Here is a 16,910-nt window from a genome sequence, read left to right as displayed (position 1 = left end):
TGGGACCGTGTCAGCCCATGCTTTCCGTATCCTTGAAGCCATTTTCTGCGAAGTTCGCATGCATCCTCGCTAATGCGCTGCGCAGAACAACGATCTCATCCCCCGGTATCCCCTGATACTGAAGCTCATAGATCTTTTCAGAGATCCTGCAAAGTGTGGCCGCCAAACGTGCGCCCGGGTCCGTCAGGGCGGCCATGGTCACCCGGTTGTCCTCCGGAGCCTTTCCGGTCTCCACATAACCGGATTTCACCAGCTTCTTTACGAGGCTGGTAACCGTCTGAGGCGTCCTGTCAATGTGGCGCGCCAGTTCGTTCATGGGCAGCTGTCCATGCTTCATCAACTCTACGATAATGGCACCGTGGGAAGGCACAATATCTGTGATGCCTTCCTTCGCCAGTTCTTCCGTAATAAAACGGCGTATCTCCCCGTCTATGCGGCTGATCAGTGTAAAGGTATTGTCGATCATTACGCTTCCCTCTGTTTCTTTCCCACATCCAGCATGGCGCCGTTCAGCTTAAGGGTCTCGCCGTTTCCTCTCAACTGTCTGGCGCACGCCAGATAATAGTGGCGGGCATTGGCGCTCGTCTGCCTCCGGCCAAGCTCGGTCAGCGCATCGGCCTTGAGACCGGAAGCTGCTTCTATCTCCTGGCCGCAGTCTAACAGGAGATCACACAGCTCTGCGGCCCACTGCGCCTCTCCGCGCTCCAGGGCGGCCTTTCCCTCAGCCAGCACCTGACCGGCGCCTCCCATCATCGCAACCGTCTTTTCTGCCCGTTCCTTCGTGTTCATATGACCCAGCTTCGTTGGGTTTCCGTCAAACCACCCCAGATAACCGGTATAAATGGACCGGACAGACCACTCCACGGTTCCGTAGTACTCCTGTAAATAGGAAAGTGACGCCAGGTGCTCAGGAAGGCGGACGCTGTCAGCCAGTTCATCCGGTGTCCGGCCCTCATTCATGCCGTGAAGCGTCTCTGTCAGCACGTATTCCAGCGCATCCCGGTAATTTTTAAGCGTCGTCTCCACCTCCGCGCTTCCAATCACGGCTCTGGTGTGGCCGGGAAGCAGATAATCGGCCCTGTACTCCCTCATCTTATCCAGGGAATCGATCCAGCCGCTGATATCCCGGTACTGGCCGCCGCGGATGGCGTATAAATTAGGCCAGGATTCATAATAGTTGTCACCGCAGCAGAGAACGCGGTGCTGAGGGAACCAGACAAAGATCTGATCGTCCGTCTCCCCTGGGGCGGCCGCGAGTACGACCTTCGTACCGTCGATTTCCAGCTCCAGCAGCTCCTCCTCGAAGAACTCCCTGCATGGAAGACTTCCTTTTTCCCCGTTGATTTCATTTCTCGGCCCGATTCCCACACAGATGTTTTCCTCCGGCGTCAAGCCGACGCCGAACTGTCTCGCCCCGCGCACGCCGCAGATGTCCTTGATCAGGCCGGTCCTTCCATACTGGGGATACGTCGGCTTTCTCCCGATAATCCGCGTATCGGGGCCTGCGAATACCGACGCGCCCGAGGTGTGGTCGAAATGAAAATAGTGCGTGTAAATGATCGTCCGGACAGGCTTATCCGTCAGCTTCTCAAATTCTTTCCTGGCTTCCATGGCCGGTGCAACGCCGTTTAACGTATCCACCAGAATGCAGGACTCCTCCCCTATCACAAGTGTACACGTGCTCCCGCCATATCCCAAAGCAAAATATACACGGTCACAGATCTTCGTAATCCCTTTTGGAAATCCGTTTTCCGCCTGTCTTTTTAATTTTTCCTCGCCCTCATAGATCATGGTCCGGCCTCTCTTTCCCGATTTACTTCGATATCGAATGTTTTTCTTTTATAATACTTCGATATCGAAGTAATGTCAACAAAATCTCGCCACTTCCTTATTTCACAGGACCCGCCTTTTTATGAAGGAAAAATACTGCCGCCAGGATGGCGCAGACAAATTCCGAGACGACCGGCGAAAGCCAGATTCCGTTCTCTCCCAGGAGAACGACCATGACGCCAAGAGCCGCAGCCAGGAAGAACAGACCTCTTCCCGCCGATACGGCAAAGGACTGCCAGGGACGCTCCACTGCGGTAAAGTAACCGGCCGACACCACATTAAATCCAAGAAACAAAAACGACAGCGAATAGAGGCGCAGCGCCCTCATGGTATAGGCAAACAGTTCACCCTCCCCCCGGTCCAGAAACGCGCCGACAAAGATCTGCGGAAACAGTTCCAGGACAAATACATAGACAACCGACACGATCACCTCCATCAGGAGCGAATACTTTAAGAGCTTCCGGCACTGACCGAATTCTCTGGCGCCGTAATGGTAGCTGGTAACCGGCTGCATCCCCTGGGCAATCCCCGCCATGGTGTTCAGCACCAGGGTATTGATATAGGAAATGACCGTATAGCTGACGATACCGCTCTCCCCGATCACGCGAAGAATGATCTGATTGAACAGGAACACCACAAGACCGCCCGAAAGCTCCGTGAATCCATTAGCCAGGCCGAGGGGAATAATTTTTTTATAAACGCCCGGATTCCATTTGAATCTGCGGAAACAGAGTTTCTTCCGAAAGCGTGTAAAATATGTAAAGAATATGATTGTGGAGGCGACCTGAGCCAGTCCGGTCGCGAATGCCGCTCCCCAGACGCCCCAGTGAAATACCATGACAAAGACATAATCCAGAATGACATTGGTCAGTCCGCACACCATGACACCGATCGTCGAAACGACAGGCGTTCCATCCGTTTTCACCAGTGCCTCCATATTATAGGACAGGATAAAAAATACGGCAAAGGCCCCGATGGTCCCCACATAGCTCTTTACGTACTCCAGGTTGTCCGGCGAGGCGCCGAGAAACACGGCGAGAGGCTCCAGAAACAGAAACGTGAGCACGGTCACCACAAGGGAGACAATGGTTAAGACGACCAGATTCATGGTGAACAGGCTGCTCGCCTCCTCTTCCTTCTTCTGTCCCAGTGCAATGGAAATCAGCGTGGAGGTCCCCGTCGCCATCAGCAGGCCGATGGAAAAAATGCAGATCACATAGGGCATGGAAAGATTCACTGATGCCAATGCGCGCTCACCGACTCCCCATGCCACAAACATCCCGTCCACCATGGTATACAGTGCAAAGATCCACATGGATACAATCGATGGAATTACGAACTTGAAAAACTTCTTTAACAGCAAGATAAAACCTCCCGGAGGGAACTATCCCTCGTTTTTATAGTGTCTCAAGAATTGCGTTCAAGTAGGAGAGGCTGTTTTTGGCGGCTGTTTCCGTATCCGGATCATTCGTGATTTCCAGTGCCAGCACGCCGTTGTACCCCACACGGCTTAAGGCTGCCAGTGTTTCCGCAAAATTATAGTGCGCATGCCCCGGATACCAGCGGTTATTATCCGCCACATGGACGTGGCCGATGGCGCCGCCGGCGCTTTCGATGGCTTTCCCGATATCATCTTCCTCAATATTTAAGTGTACCGTATCCAGGTGAAGCTTCAGCCGGTCAGAGCGGACCGCGCGAAGAAGCTCTAATGCCTCTTTGATCGTGGTTCCATAATCGCTCTCGAACCGGTTCATCACCTCGAAGCCTAAGGTTACGCCGTGAACCTCTGCTTCTTTCGCACAGAGCTTTAAGCTCTCCGTCAGATTTCTTTTAAATGCTTCTCCATCCTGACCGCAGTCGGAAAATCTTCCCGCGATGAGACCAATGATAACTATACCATGAAATGGAGAGGCTGTCACCATGTGCCCGGTCAGGCGGCGGATAGCCGCAGCCCGTTTCTCAGGATCCAAGCTGCCGAGACAAATTCCGTCTCTCTCGTAGGCAGAGCCTGTACCGATGGAGGTGAGGACCACGTGGTTCTCCTCCAAAAGCCGGTATAACTGTTTCCGGTCGATCTGATCCGAGTCGTAAATGTGAAGTTCCACGGCGCGGTACCCCAGCGCGGCCATCTGGGGAATCGTCTCTTCAAACGGTCCCCGAAACAGGATGGGATCATCCCCGCCTGCGGATATACTTGCCGTAGCGGCAATCGTCATGCTCATGTCTGTTCTCCTTCCGTGGTGAAGCCTGAATTTCCGGTTATTTTATCGATGTTTTCCAAAAGCAGCGGTTCCCCGTCGCATCCGCTTATGGAGACGTCGTTCAGAACCAGTTCCTGTACATTGTTGATGTAGAGGCCCATCTTTGCAGTCAGCTGGATGTCATCCATCATGGCGGGCTCATCCGGTTCCGGGTTCTCATCGTAATCAATGGTCACATGGTCAAACTCCACGTAATCCACCTTCCTCTCCGGCAGTCCGTATATAAATGCTCCGGCCACGTGGCAGTTATGCGCCTCAATGTTTCGGAAAATCATCTGCTTCACCGATGGGGTCCGCTCGTCTGCCGGAAGCGGCGACTTGCATTTCACATAATCCGAATGGCAGTCGGGATCACAGCAGTTGTAGTAGGAATTCAGGACAAAGGGCGTCAGCACATGGTCCATGCGGATATTTTCAAAACAGATATCTTCGACGACGGCGTCTTTTCCTCTTCCACGTCTCGTCTTGATCCGCAGTCCCCGGTCGGTGTGCAGGAACAGGCAGTCTTTCACATGGACGTGTTTCACGCCCGCTGCCATCTCGCTTCCGATAGTCACCGCCCCGTGCCCGTTGTTCATGCAGCACTGGCGAACCTCGATGTTCTGTGACGGCACTTTGTATTTATGGCCCATATAATACTTTCCGGACTTAAGTGCAATACAGTCGTCCCCCAGGGAAAAATAGATGCCGGCGATTTCCAGGCCGTTCACCGATTCGGGGTCCATGCCGTCTGTATTCGGGGAATCCCAGGGATTTAAGATGGTCAAATTCAGGAAACGGAGATCATCTGAGAAATAGGGATGGATATTCCAGGAAGGACTGTTCTGCACGGTGACCCCATGAAGCACCACGTGATCGCAGTGGTTCAAAAATACCATACGGGGCCGGAATGCGATGATTTTCGCCCTGTCGTCCTCCCACCAGTCCTGAAAGGTGGCATTCCCATCCAGGATTCCCTCTCCGGTGATCACCACATTTGAGACATGGATTCCCGTAATCATGCTGGTAAAGATATCGAGGGGATTTCCCTCCCAGGATCCGAGATTGTACTCCGCTGTCTCATCGTAGCTCTGAATCATACCGGGAAGCACGCCGAACCGCTCCCGCTCTGCATGGCCCAGGAGCACGGCGTTCTTCCCGATATCCAGCGTGAAGTCACTCTTTAAAAACAGGCTGGTTACGAGATACGTTCCCTCCGGGATAAACACTCGCCCGTCTTTCGGACAGGAGGCGATCGCCGCCTGGATGGCCAGTGTATCGTCATGGATTCCGTCTCCCTTTGCTCCAAAGTGCCGCACGTTCAGCGTCACAAACTCATAGTCGGTACGGACTGAAAACTCCGCGTAAATCTCTCCGCCGCACCGCAGGGATACGCGGTATTCCGTGTCGGGCGTAAGGCCCGATACGGTCTGGATGACGCGGCTGCCTGTTAAGACGAACCGGTCATCCAGCCATACTTCATACTCTTTTTCTGTATAGAAGACTCCGAAGTCCTCCCATTCCAGAAGGAACTTCCGGGAAGTCTTAAAAATCACGTTTGCTTTCATTTTCTTACCCCTTTACACCGCCTGCCGCAATGCCGTCCACGAACTGATCCTGTGCCAGGAAGAATACGATCAGAGACGGAAGCAGGGTGATGACTGACAACGCCAGAACCTTATTCCACTCAAAGCCTGTCTCCGCATCCGTCAAGAGACGGAGCCCCAGGGAAGTCGGATACTTCTTTACACTGTCGATATAGATTAACGGTCCCTGGAAGTCGTTAAACGCCCACATGAACTGGAACAGCGCCACCGAAACGATGGTTGGCTTTACCATAGGCACCACGATGTAGACCAGCCGTTCGAAGGAATTGCAGCCGTCGATCTCCGCCGCTTCCTCCAGCTCCCGCGATACAGACCGCATGAACTGAACCAGCATGAAGATGAAGTACGGCTCGGCTCCGAAGAAGGCCGGAACCACCAGCGGCAGATAGGAATTCGTCCATCCCCATGTCCGGAATAAGAGGAACTGGGGTATGTTAAGCACTACCTGCGGCAGAAACAGCGTCGCCAGCAGGATGGAGAACCAGAAAGTCTTTCCCGGAAACTCGAAACGGGAAAATCCGTACGCCGTAACGACGCTGGCCACCACCGCTCCGACCACCTTCGGTATGACAATCTTAAAGGTATTGATCAGATAAAGGCTGTATGGATTGCCTGTCGCGGTCCAACCGTCAATGTAAGCCTGAAACGACGGACTCTTCGGAAGAAAGCTGATGGTTGAATAAATCTCGTTGTTGCTCGCCTTAAACGATGCGCCCACCATCCAGAGCATAGGGTAAAACATGACGAAGCCTACCAGGATCAGAACGGTATAGCGAACCACGGTACTGACCTGTTCTCTTGTTTTCTTACTCATCTCAATCGTCCCCCTTATCTCTCATCATCCGAGTAATACACCCAGTACTTCTGGCTGGCAAAGGAGGCCACGGTCAGAGTACAGATGATGATAAACAGCAGCCACGCCATTGCACTGGCAAGCCCCATCTCATACGTACGGAATGCATTCTGGTAAATCAACAGGGAGATCAGCGTCGTCGATCCCAGCGGTCCGCCCTTCGTGATGATAAATGCGCTGTTGAACTCCTGGAATGCCTCACAGAGCTGTGTGATCAGGTTATAGAAAATAACCGGCGTAATAAGCGGTACTGTGACGGAGAAAAACTGTCTCCATTTGCCGGCTCCGTCGATGGAGGCGGCCTCGTAAAGCTCCTGCGGAACGCCCTTTAACGCGGCGAGAAAGATCACCATGGCGGAACCGAACTGCCATACACGAAGCAGACAGATGACGAAGAGCGCATAGTGCGTGCTGCCGAGGAAATTAATCTTTTCACCGCCAAACATCTGGATAAACTGGTTAATCAAACCGTCTCCCTGGAAAATGAATTTCCACACGACTGCGATCGCCACGGAACCTCCCAGGATAGAAGGGATATAGTAGATGGTCCGGAACATTTTGACGAATTTCAGCTTAAAATTCAAGATATATGCGATGAACAGGGAAAATGCCAGTTTCAGCGGCACCGTAAGAAACGCATATTGAAACGTAACCTTAAATGCCTTTATGTATTTCTTCGTATGAAATATACTTAAGTAGTTGTCGAGACCGACGAATTCCGTTCCCGGCTTAAATAAGCTGTAGTTAGTAAAGCTGTAAAACAGGGACATGATAAATGGATAAAACTTAAAGATCATGAATCCGATGATCCACGGCAGGATGTAAAAAAATCCCCTGTATTTGCGGTAAAAATTCTTCCAGTTTCGTGTCTTTGCGGGCTGTGCTTCCATACTCTCACTCCTATCATTCCATTTTCATCAGTTCGGCCGTTACCATCATAAGTACCCCCATGGCCTTTACATCATCATCGACTACCGGTTCAGACAAGTAGTAGGCGATGCTTCCATCCCGCTCCGTGCGCGGTCCAAGGCCTGCCACTGCGCATGTGCCGGATAAATGGTATGCGCCGTCGTCTGCCTGGTATATTTTCTGCTCCAGAACAGCATTATAGATTTCTCTTCCCCTTGCGGCATACTTTTCTTCCAGAAGCACCCCCAGGCGGCAGCCTTTTAAGACCGCGTAAGCCACCATGAGTGATCCGGAGGTTTCCAGGTAATTCCCCTCCTGCTCCGGAAGTGCAGGAAGCTGGTAGAAAAGCCGGCTCTCCTGATCCTGATACGTTAAGATTCCGTGAACCGCTTCTCTTAAAAGCTCGCCAAACCTGGCTTTTACCTCATAGATCTCCTCGGAGGCCAGCTCGCAGCAGTCAACGAGAGCCATTAGATACCAGCCGATGGAGCGGAGCCAGAAGTTCGGGGAAAGCCCTGTTACGGGATCGGCCCATTTTCTGTCCTTGTACTCGTCGTAAGCGTGGTAATACAGGCCGGTCTTCTCATCGAACAGAAGCTTCCTTGCCTGGTTAAACTGATTCATGATATCGCTGTAATTCTTCCTCTCGTTAAAACGGTTTTCATATTCCATATAAAACGGCTGTCCCATATAAAGGCCGTCCAGCCAGACCTGGAAGGGATAGATCAGCTTATGCCAGAAGTTTCCTGTAGTCAGGCGGGGCTGGTAGATCAGCTGGGTCATCAGGGTATCGCACGCCTTCCTGTACCGCTCCTCTCCCGTCTCATCATAGAGAAAGTAGAAGATTTTCCCTGCATTGATAAAATCCAGATTGTATTCTTCACGGTGATAGCTCTTTATGGTTCCGTCCTCTTCAATGTAGGGACTCACCATCTTAACGATAAAATCCAGATACTCACGGTCTCCCGTCAGCTCGTAAAGACGGGAGGCGCCGACAAATAAGCAGCCGTCCTCATAGTTCCATTCATACATGGACTGGCCGTCGATTTTCACCAGATAATCGTCAAGCCCCTCGTAATTTTTCATGTATTCTTTAAAAAATGGCATCAGATTCATAAAATGACTTCTCCTTTTTTCGTTGAATACAAAAAGGAACGCCGCCCCGGCAGCGCCCCTTTCTGTTATATCCGATCACTCTTATTAGTATGGGTTAGCCGCATTTACGTCATTGATGGAATCGATTAGGTACTGGGCCATCTCCGCCGGATCTGCTCCCGCGCTTAAGTTGTCAAATACTTCGTAATAAGCGCCGGTACGTTCCTTTAACGCAGAGTTTTCGAAGTTCGGATCAAAGGTATAGTGACAGAACGCAAGCACCTTCTGGTTGCCTTCCAGAGTTTGTCCGCCTAAGATATCCGCATCCTCCAGAATCTTCTTTGCCGCCGTGTTGCACACGGTGCCGCGCTCGGTTCCCATTAATTTTACGCCGTTTTCATTGGAAGTGATGTATTCCAGAAGTAAGGCGGCCTCTTCCTTATGTTCGGAGGTCTCTGTGATGGCGAAGCCCTGGGAAACCTTGCTCATGCCGGCTGGATTGGACCCCAGATCGGTCGGGTAGTCTCCAAGTACCAGTTCCTGGCCTTCATCTAAGGAATCGGCGATTTCCTGGACGTTGGAGTCGTATTCGGTCAGTCCGGCATAGTGGCCGTCCATCCACTTCTTGTTGGATAAGAAGTTTTCCGCACCGTCTCCGGCGATCGTGGAAATCTTTGGGAATACGTGGTCTTCTTCCAGAGAATTGATCCATTCCATGCCCTCTGTCGCTTCTTCCACCGTGTAATTGACGGATAAATCCTTAATCCATTCTTTTCCGTACTTCTCCTGAAGGTACATTACCATCCAGATCATTCTCTCGTAGCCTTCCTCAGCCAGCGGATAGTAATCATCGCCGAGTTTTTCCTGAAACGCCTTTCCTGCGGCGCGAAGCTCTTCAAATGAGGTGGGAATGGCCACGCCGGCCTTGTCAAAGGTAGTCTTGTTGTACATCGGAAGCTTTCCCGTGATGGAAACCGGTACGCCCTGAAGCTTTCCGCCGACGGTCATGGCCGCCAGGTTGGTCTCCGACCAGTTATCCAGGGAAACAATGTCTTTAAACTGATTTAAATCTGCGAATTTGGAGCCGTCAGATGAAAACTGGTAAAGCCAGTTCCAGTTGACCTGCATCAGATCCGGAGCCGTTCCGCCTGCCAGCTGGGTAGCTACCTTATCGGTCCAGCCATCCCAGGAGGAGTATTCACATTCTACGGTTACCCAGGGATATTCCTGTTCAAATGCCTCAACGGCCGCCATGGTCGCCTTATGTCTCGTCTCCCCGCCCCACCAGGAAAAACGCAGGGTAACAGGTTCTTTTCCGTCCGTCGTGGATGCGCCTCCCGCAACGGTGGCCGCCTCCTGCGACGTCTGTGCCGTAGTCTGTGTCGTCTCTTTCGCGGCATTGCCCCCGCATGCCGTAAGTGATGCTGCCATTGCTGCGGCTAAAACCGCAGCTGTCATTTTTTTCATCATGATCATTCCCTCTCCTTTTATCGGTTACCGCGCTTTTTTTGCTTCCAGCTCGGCTTTCGTCAGCTCAATTTCAAACCAGACGTAGTTTACATTTTCATCCTCTTCGATTTCGATGGCATGCTCAATATCGGTCGGTATAAACGCCCAGTCTCCCTCATGAAGCTCGATTTCCTCATCCGCCGCGCGGTAGATGAACTTCGTTCCCGGCATTCCGTAATACCACTGATATAGGTTATCATGGCTGTGAGGAGCCGCCTTGTTCGGTCCCTTACCGATGATAGCGCCCATGGTCATGCGGGTGAGGAAATGGGTATCCAGAATGGAAAGCGCCTTGATGCCTTCCGGACGGAAGCCCTCGATATATTCGATACAGCCGCTTAATGGACAGAATCTCGGCAGCGCAATGTGCCAGTGATCAAACTGCTCGTAATCCTCCGGAAGCATGACAGAAGTCAGCTGTAAAAATTCCATGTCTGTTGCGGCGTGTAAGATATTCGCTTCTTTGTCCATGTTTGGGATAAACAGAGAAGGTTCTTCGATATTAAATGCCTTCTTCGGTGTGGCCACATAGCCTTCGCCCCTGGTAAAGTAGTAAATCTGTGTCTGATCGCCAAAGGTTTCCAGCGTAACTACGGTACCGGCTGCCACTTTGCATTTGTAGGTATGTACGCCGTCTACCATCCCCGGAAGCATCTCCGCTCTTAAAATTCCGTCTCCTGCTGTCTCAAATTTCATGTCTTCTTTTTTCTGGTAATGAATCACTGACATCTTAAATAACCTCCCTAATTATGTTTCATATAATCTTTCCAGAGAGATTGATAATCCTTTAAAACCTCCTCCCGGCTCAAATCGCCGGTCAGATAAAAGCCCCAGAGTTCAGCACTCTTTTTTTTCAGTTCCCCGGGAAGACAGTTTACCACGTCGAGCGCGGTCCCGCCTTTCTTGATGCTTTCCTTTACTTCGGCCGCCAGAGGGGACAGCCCCTCCAGGCTTTCGTCGTTCATGGCCATGACCGGAAGGCAGCCCATCGTCTCTCTTAAATACCGGGACGCCTCTGTTGAAGTGGCGAGCCAGTATAAGAATTCCTCGGCTTCCTTCGGATGCCGGCTGCTTTTCACCACAGACAGTGCCTGGACTTCCACGATCAGCTTATTTCTCTCCGCTTCCTCGTAGAGGGGAATCGCTCCGATGGAGATATCCCGTTCCAGAGCCGGTTTGGACTTTGCCAGAACCGGCGCGAGCCAGCTGCCCTCGTCATTCAGCATTGCGTATTTTTCAATGAAGAAGTAATCTCTTGCGGTCGGGGCTCCGGTTGTTAAGGAATCCCGGTTTCCGAAACGCAGGGTCAGATCAAAATAGTCCGCCAGCGCCTGCCAGTTCTCTTCATACTCCTGCTGACGGTCTTCCTCTAACAGAGATTCCATATACGCGGTGGGATTGTCCTCCGCCATCGCAGGAAGCATGAATAAATTGCCCGCCATGGTAAGCAGCGTTTCTTTATAGTGGTTCATCATGGGCTTTATGTCCTGTTCCTCCAGATCCAAACATAACTGTTCGAATTCGGATTTCGTTTCAGGAAAACGCTCCCAGCCGGCTGCCCTTAAAAGCTTCTGGTTATAGGCGATACCGATCCCCTGAATCTGGAGCGGTACCGAGTATACCGTTCCCTCCAGACTTCCCATGGTGCGGTACGGCATCGGAAGCTTCTGCAGTACGTTTTGATCTTCCAGCGGAAGCAGATGGTCCTTCCACTCTTCCATGGAACCCTCGAAGCCGACGCAGATAATATCTGGAAGCTTCTGAGACGCCAGGCTGACCCGCAGCAAATCGGAATACATACTCCGGTCCACCAGATTCCATTCGATGCTCCCGATCTCCGGGTGCTCCTTTCTGTACAGATCCGACAGTTCCTTCACATATCCGCTCCATTCGGAAGACGGCATGCTTACGGTAAGTACAATTCCTGGTTCTGCGGCTGCTTCTGCCGCGCCGGTTTCTGTGATTTGACTTTTGCATCCCGCTGCAGCCAGCACAATACCTGCTGTTATTAAACCGATTCTAACCCTTCTCTTCATCGTAAAACACTCCCCCTGATGTGTTGTTGTCACAGTATTTTTTATAGTATACCATGACAGTTACAGGGGCGGAAACTAAAAATAACCATCACTCTGTTTCCAGGATTTTCTCTCTCTTTCTTTGTTGTGCCTTCATTGTAATAGAACGTGACTTCTTTTTACACTCATGTTTTTGATATGATAGGAGGACTATTTTGACTTCATGCCATTTTAAGCGGGTATGTTTTGTAAAACGCTGAGTAAAAGGAAATGTACACGGAAAAATGCGGCGTGATCTTCTTTCTCGGAAAATAATAAGGTCTTTCGCGTGTTTTCTGTTTATGGTATAATTATTTATTATTGTTTCTATAAAGATATAGGTAAAGGAAAGGAAAAGGGCAGATACAGGGGAAACGGAGGAACAGTCCCTTCCATAGCTGCGTCGATAAGCCCCGGTGCGTTCTATGAAAAAATATAAGCTGCAAATTTCCTATGTAATACTGCTTACGCTGTGCCTTCCACTCAGCGCCCTCTACTTCACACTGTTCGGCGAAACAGCCGCCGTGGCGGAGAATGCGGATTCAGCCAGTCATCTGTTGTCTGCGTATATTCCCTTGGGTTTTGTATACTGGACAGGTGTAACGGTTTTGGGAATTTTCAATATGATTCAGTCATTTCGCAGTTTTAAAGCGGGCAGTGTTTCTGAGTGCGTCAATGGGATGCTCATACATAAATACGGTCTGGTTGTCTTTTTTGTCATCAACTTCTGTACCATAGCGCTGCTGATGTTTTCCACCGGTCTGATTGCAATGATCGCAAGTCAGGGAACGATTATTTTTGCACTGCCCTTTCTGCTGCCCTGGCTATTTGCGGCTTTGATCGCGGCTTCCTTTTTTACCTGGCTGGCCATGATCCCCGGCGCCTTCTGGGGAATCCAGGTAATCCGCTTCACCAGAGTTCAGCGCGGCATGAGTATGGGGAAAGCCATTTTTCATGGATTCCTGCAGTTTGTTTTCATGGCGGATGTACTGGATGCCGCTTATCTTTCCGTTAAAAAATGGGGACGCGGAAAACGAAGTGCGGCAGTCATCTGCGCTCTGTATGTGCTGCTGGTCGCAGGAGCTGTCTGGTCCATCTGCCGTATTTTCGCATAAAAAGATTAGTCACCGTGAAGCAGCACCCGGTCAGGTCCTTTGCGAATTTACTGTTATGGCAGAATGATGCCATTTATGTGTTTTGGGGGAAGTAAGTATGAACAGTCAGCGTTTTGTCAGTATCCGAATCAAATTATTATCACTGCTCTTTATCTGCATTCTCGTTCCGTTTCTGGTATACTGGTTTTTTTCCTATGAGTATATCAAAACGTCACTGGACGAGGAGTTCGTCTCTCAGACGACCGATACGATGCGCGCCACCGGGAACAGTATTTCCGATTACGTGAAGCTGGTGGATTATACGGCGCGCGGCCTCTATTTTAACTCTGAGGTCATGGACATCCTGTCGGAAAAGGAACAGTCTGTATCCAGCTACCGCCTGCTTCAGACGGAGTCCCGCATCTTCGATTTCCTTCAGACCCTTTATTCCAGTGTGCCGGATGCCTCACAGATCCAGCTTTCCGCATTTAATTTAAAAAAGTCCCTGCTGCTCCAGTCCGATATGCAGCGGTATGAAAAGGACCATATCTATTTAAGCCAGGAACGGCGTTTCCCATGCGAACCGTACCACTCCTATGTGACGTCAGCCCACATGCAGTCCAACTATAATTTTCAGGAGCTGTCGGGGCGGGAATTTTCCCTGGTTTTTTCTCTGCATATGCCCATTTATCAGATTCCTTCCGTCACCGATTCCCTGGGAGAGATTACCATCGACATTCCCATATCGGTTCTGGATTCCATCTGCTCTCCCCTGTTCAAGGAAAAGGAGTACCTCTGCCTGGTGGATGGAAATGGCAGCTATGTCTACAGCAGCACTCCCGCAGAGATCGCCACGCAGACCCGCAATCCGGTTATTCAGGATATCCTCTCCTCTTCCCTGGAGCCTGGCGTCCCGCTGGTTCTCGACACGGATTCCGAGGACATCGTCATTTGCAGCCGCATTCTGGAGGATCCGGTGGACTGGTATTTAATCAAGATATCTCCGAAAGCCTTTGTCTATGAAAAGGCAAGCCGCTTCTTCCACATGATGCTTTACTCCTTTATCATCGTGACTCTGGCGGAGATTCTTCTGATCGTTATAACCGTCATACGTTTTACTGCGCCGATCCGAAAGGTGACAGCCTATGCGGAAGCCGTCAGCGCCGGTGATCTGGATGCCAATATGTCGTCCTACATCACATACACGAAAAATGACGAGATTGGCTCTCTGCTCATCACGATCCGCAAGATGATGTACTCCATCAAAAACTTTATCATTCACCAGTACCAGCTGGAGCTGGCAAACCGGACAAGTGAATTAAAGGCCCTTCAGGCCCAGATCAATCCTCACTTTATCCACAATACGCTCCAGTGCCTGGCGACCAATGCCCTGGAGGGCGGCAATCTGCCTCTGTACCAGTCCATCACGGCCCTGGGACAGATGATGCACTACTCCATGGACACCGCTCACAATCTCGTGCCCATAAACGATGCGCTCCATTACATCGAGCTGTATCTAAAGCTGCAAAAGCTGCGTTTTCCCAACACGCTGGAGACAGAATTTGACATATCCGATGAGGCAGGCGCCATGCTGATTCCGAAGATGACGCTGCAGCCGCTGGTTGAAAACTCGATCCGGCACGGTAATCTTCTGAAGCTTGACAACAGCCGCCTGACCATACGCGCTTTTGTGGAAGGCAATTACCTCCATTTGTTCGTCAAAGATACCGGAACCGGCATTTCTGCTGAAAGACTGGAGGAGCTCACGCACTCGCTTCAGCAGGTAAAGGCAGCTGCCTCCTCATCCGATGCGGAAACCTTTGTCGATGCGCTCAACCGTTTTTCCGAAGAACGTCCCGTTTCCAGAACCGCTGATATTCAAAGTGAACAGCAGCTGGAGACAGACCGGGAAAACCGATACGTGTCAAACAATATCGGCATGCGCAACGTCTACCAGCGCCTCCTGTTAAATTACAAGAACCAGTGCTCCATGGAGATCAGTTCTGATGGAAAAAGCGGGACGGTGATCCATATCCAGGCAGATTACCGGATGCTGGAGCATCACTGAATATCACAGAAGAATGGAGAAAATCATGAAAGTCTTAATTGTAGATGATGAAGCCCATGTCATCAGGGCCGTAAAACTCCTGGTGCCGTGGCAGGAACTTGGAATTACGGAAACTTACGAGGCGCTCACGCCCCAGGATGCGATCCGCATCATTGAGGCGGAACAGCCGGAGATCTTAATCACCGACATTGTCATGCAGGATTTAAGCGGAATCGACCTGATGAAATATATTGCGGGTTCCCTGAAGCATATCAAGGTCATCGTTATTTCCGGCTATAATAACTTCGATTATGTGAGAAGCTCTCTCCAGCATGGAGGTGTGGATTATCTTTTAAAGCCACTGGATCAGGATCAGCTGATCGAGGCCGTAAAGAAGGCGGCTGACGCCTGGAATCAGGAGCACGATTTATACCATACGGCTCAAATCCACAAGGACCAGATCGATTCCATGGCCACCCTGTGCCGTGAGAATCTGCTGTCGCGTCTGATTCACGGCGACCATCCGGAGCAGGCCTGCAGAAAACTGATGGAGCTGTCTCCCGAGCTTTCCGAGCTTACCGCCTGCGGATTTACCTACTGCAATCTGGAACCATTTATATCCGGGGAAGAAGCTTCCTGGAACGAGCCCTTTCACCGCTACAGAGACGCGCTCGCCTGCTTTCTTGCCGATTCTGGTGCGGGCTTTCTGCTGCCTGCGGACAGCCGTTATGAGATCGCTGTTTTTCTCACCGATTACAGTCCGGCCTTTCAGGAGCAATTAAAGAATTTTTTGCAGTCTGTGCGGCAGTCACTGCCGTTTCCGGTCTGCATGGGGGTGGCAGCCGGTATTTTTCCCGGAGGAATTATGGAGACGTACCAGAAGGCAAGAGCCGCCTTTGGAGCCTGCAATATGGCGAGCCTCTCTCCTGTTCTCTGCAGTCTGGAACCCGGTTTCCACAGGCCGTTCCATGGTTTGACCGAAAAACAGAAGGAAGTGGATGACCGAATGCTGCTTTCCGCTCTGCTGACAGGGAATGAGCAGCTGATTGACGACAGTATCTCTCTCTGGATTCGCAGCCGCATTCCGGAAGATGCTCCGCTTCTTGCCATTGTGCTGGAAGCGGTTCAGGATGAAAACCGTCTGTTTGCCTCTTGGGCCGAACTGTTCGAAAACCGTCACAAAGGATTCCGCCATCAGACGGAGTATGTGGTCTTAAACTTCCGCGACATCATGGACGGATCGATGCGGATATCCTTCGAACGCTTCCGCCGCCGAATGCGGGCGGATATCCTGTTTCTCTATGGGGAGCTGAAGTCCATTCACTCTCCTGAGGCCGATATGATCTATCAGGTCGCACACTATATCGAATTGAATTATAACCAGCCTTTCAGCCAGGCAGCGTGCGCCCAGACCTTTTTCGTCAACCAGGAATACCTTTGCCGGAAATTCAAGCAGACATTCCACGTGACCATGATCACGTATTTGAATGATCTTAGAATCAACCAGGCCAGGCAGATGCTGAAGGATCCCATGATAAAAATCCGCCAGATCGCCCACGAGGTCGGTTTCGAAGATGAAAAATACTTTTCACGCCAGTTTAAGAAGTCCACAGGGATGACGCCCAACGACTACAGGGCGCGCTATCAGGAACAGCTCGGTGAGTAAAATCTG

General features: G+C 51.0%; 14 protein-coding genes. 3 read left to right on the top strand and 11 right to left on the bottom strand.

From position 1 onward, the window contains the following. Positions 1-10: 10 nt before the first annotated feature. The 11 genes from H8S80_RS07820 to H8S80_RS07770 form a co-directional block, all read right to left on the bottom strand. On the bottom strand, positions 11-466 hold the full coding sequence (locus H8S80_RS07820) for a MarR family winged helix-turn-helix transcriptional regulator (protein ID WP_117631644.1): 456 nt from the start codon (positions 464-466) through the stop codon (positions 11-13). Further along, complete coding sequence (locus tag H8S80_RS07815; RefSeq protein ID WP_117631642.1) at positions 466-1,791, bottom strand: alkyl/aryl-sulfatase; 1,326 nt, start codon at positions 1,789-1,791, stop codon at positions 466-468. Before H8S80_RS07815 ends, H8S80_RS07820 begins: the two co-directional genes overlap by 1 nt. A gap of 97 nt (positions 1,792-1,888) precedes the next feature. Continuing rightward, on the bottom strand, positions 1,889-3,193 hold the full coding sequence (locus H8S80_RS07810) for an MATE family efflux transporter (RefSeq protein WP_117631640.1): 1,305 nt from the start codon (positions 3,191-3,193) through the stop codon (positions 1,889-1,891). Positions 3,194-3,227: 34 nt separating this feature from the next. After that, positions 3,228-4,052: a sugar phosphate isomerase/epimerase family protein gene (locus H8S80_RS07805; protein ID WP_117631638.1), complete on the bottom strand. Its 825-nt coding sequence runs from the start codon at positions 4,050-4,052 to the stop codon at positions 3,228-3,230. Next, positions 4,049-5,638 (bottom strand): glycoside hydrolase family 28 protein, encoded by a 1,590-nt coding sequence (locus H8S80_RS07800; protein ID WP_117631636.1) that lies wholly within the window; start codon positions 5,636-5,638, stop codon positions 4,049-4,051. The genes H8S80_RS07805 and H8S80_RS07800 overlap by 4 nt, the downstream gene beginning before the upstream one ends. A 4-nt stretch (positions 5,639-5,642) precedes the next feature. Then, positions 5,643-6,491 carry a carbohydrate ABC transporter permease gene (locus tag H8S80_RS07795; protein WP_002604209.1) on the bottom strand — a complete coding sequence of 283 codons (849 nt, stop codon included), beginning with the start codon at positions 6,489-6,491 and terminating at the stop codon, positions 5,643-5,645. Between the two features lie 14 nt (positions 6,492-6,505). Next, positions 6,506-7,420 carry a carbohydrate ABC transporter permease gene (locus H8S80_RS07790; RefSeq protein WP_002604210.1) on the bottom strand — a complete coding sequence of 305 codons (915 nt, stop codon included), beginning with the start codon at positions 7,418-7,420 and terminating at the stop codon, positions 6,506-6,508. Positions 7,421-7,433: 13 nt separating this feature from the next. Further along, the gene (locus H8S80_RS07785; RefSeq protein WP_117631634.1) at positions 7,434-8,555 is read right to left on the bottom strand and encodes a glycoside hydrolase family 88/105 protein; all 1,122 of its coding nucleotides are present in this window, start codon (positions 8,553-8,555) and stop codon (positions 7,434-7,436) included. An 84-nt stretch (positions 8,556-8,639) separates the two neighbouring features. Then, on the bottom strand, positions 8,640-10,004 hold the full coding sequence (locus H8S80_RS07780; protein ID WP_187049043.1) for an ABC transporter substrate-binding protein: 1,365 nt from the start codon (positions 10,002-10,004) through the stop codon (positions 8,640-8,642). Positions 10,005-10,028: 24 nt separating this feature from the next. Continuing rightward, positions 10,029-10,772 (bottom strand): cupin domain-containing protein, encoded by a 744-nt coding sequence (locus H8S80_RS07775; RefSeq protein ID WP_002604213.1) that lies wholly within the window; start codon positions 10,770-10,772, stop codon positions 10,029-10,031. Between the two features lie 14 nt (positions 10,773-10,786). Further along, positions 10,787-12,079: an ABC transporter substrate-binding protein gene (locus H8S80_RS07770; RefSeq protein WP_117631632.1), complete on the bottom strand. Its 1,293-nt coding sequence runs from the start codon at positions 12,077-12,079 to the stop codon at positions 10,787-10,789. A gap of 443 nt (positions 12,080-12,522) precedes the next feature. On the opposite strand from H8S80_RS07770, the gene H8S80_RS07765 reads away from it, so the two are divergent. The 3 genes from H8S80_RS07765 (at position 12,523) to H8S80_RS07755 (ending at position 16,904) form a co-directional block, all read left to right on the top strand. Beyond that, positions 12,523-13,212, top strand: a complete 690-nt coding sequence (locus H8S80_RS07765) for a DUF6652 family protein (protein WP_117631631.1) — start codon at positions 12,523-12,525, stop codon at positions 13,210-13,212. A gap of 97 nt (positions 13,213-13,309) precedes the next feature. Then, positions 13,310-15,259, top strand: coding sequence for a sensor histidine kinase (locus H8S80_RS07760; RefSeq protein ID WP_117631629.1), 1,950 nt, complete (start codon positions 13,310-13,312; stop codon positions 15,257-15,259). Between the two features lie 25 nt (positions 15,260-15,284). Further along, on the top strand, positions 15,285-16,904 hold the full coding sequence (locus H8S80_RS07755) for a response regulator (RefSeq protein WP_182464691.1): 1,620 nt from the start codon (positions 15,285-15,287) through the stop codon (positions 16,902-16,904). Positions 16,905-16,910 lie beyond the last annotated feature (6 nt).

It is taken from the genome of Hungatella sp. L36, assembly GCF_014288035.1.
This window is presented reverse-complemented; position numbering and strand designations above follow the sequence as displayed.

Coding starts and splice junctions, on each gene's coding strand:
- H8S80_RS07820 (WP_117631644.1), bottom strand. CDS start 466: ATGATCGACAATACCTTTACACTGATCAGCCGCATAGACGGGGAGATA.
- H8S80_RS07815 (WP_117631642.1), bottom strand. CDS start 1,791: ATGATCTATGAGGGCGAGGAAAAATTAAAAAGACAGGCGGAAAACGGA.
- H8S80_RS07805 (WP_117631638.1), bottom strand. CDS start 4,052: ATGAGCATGACGATTGCCGCTACGGCAAGTATATCCGCAGGCGGGGAT.
- H8S80_RS07800 (WP_117631636.1), bottom strand. CDS start 5,638: ATGAAAGCAAACGTGATTTTTAAGACTTCCCGGAAGTTCCTTCTGGAA.
- H8S80_RS07795 (WP_002604209.1), bottom strand. CDS start 6,491: ATGAGTAAGAAAACAAGAGAACAGGTCAGTACCGTGGTTCGCTATACC.
- H8S80_RS07790 (WP_002604210.1), bottom strand. CDS start 7,420: ATGGAAGCACAGCCCGCAAAGACACGAAACTGGAAGAATTTTTACCGC.
- H8S80_RS07785 (WP_117631634.1), bottom strand. CDS start 8,555: ATGAATCTGATGCCATTTTTTAAAGAATACATGAAAAATTACGAGGGG.
- H8S80_RS07780 (WP_187049043.1), bottom strand. CDS start 10,004: ATGATGAAAAAAATGACAGCTGCGGTTTTAGCCGCAGCAATGGCAGCA.
- H8S80_RS07775 (WP_002604213.1), bottom strand. CDS start 10,772: ATGTCAGTGATTCATTACCAGAAAAAAGAAGACATGAAATTTGAGACA.
- H8S80_RS07770 (WP_117631632.1), bottom strand. CDS start 12,079: ATGAAGAGAAGGGTTAGAATCGGTTTAATAACAGCAGGTATTGTGCTG.
- H8S80_RS07765 (WP_117631631.1), top strand. CDS start 12,523: ATGAAAAAATATAAGCTGCAAATTTCCTATGTAATACTGCTTACGCTG.
- H8S80_RS07760 (WP_117631629.1), top strand. CDS start 13,310: ATGAACAGTCAGCGTTTTGTCAGTATCCGAATCAAATTATTATCACTG.
- H8S80_RS07755 (WP_182464691.1), top strand. CDS start 15,285: ATGAAAGTCTTAATTGTAGATGATGAAGCCCATGTCATCAGGGCCGTA.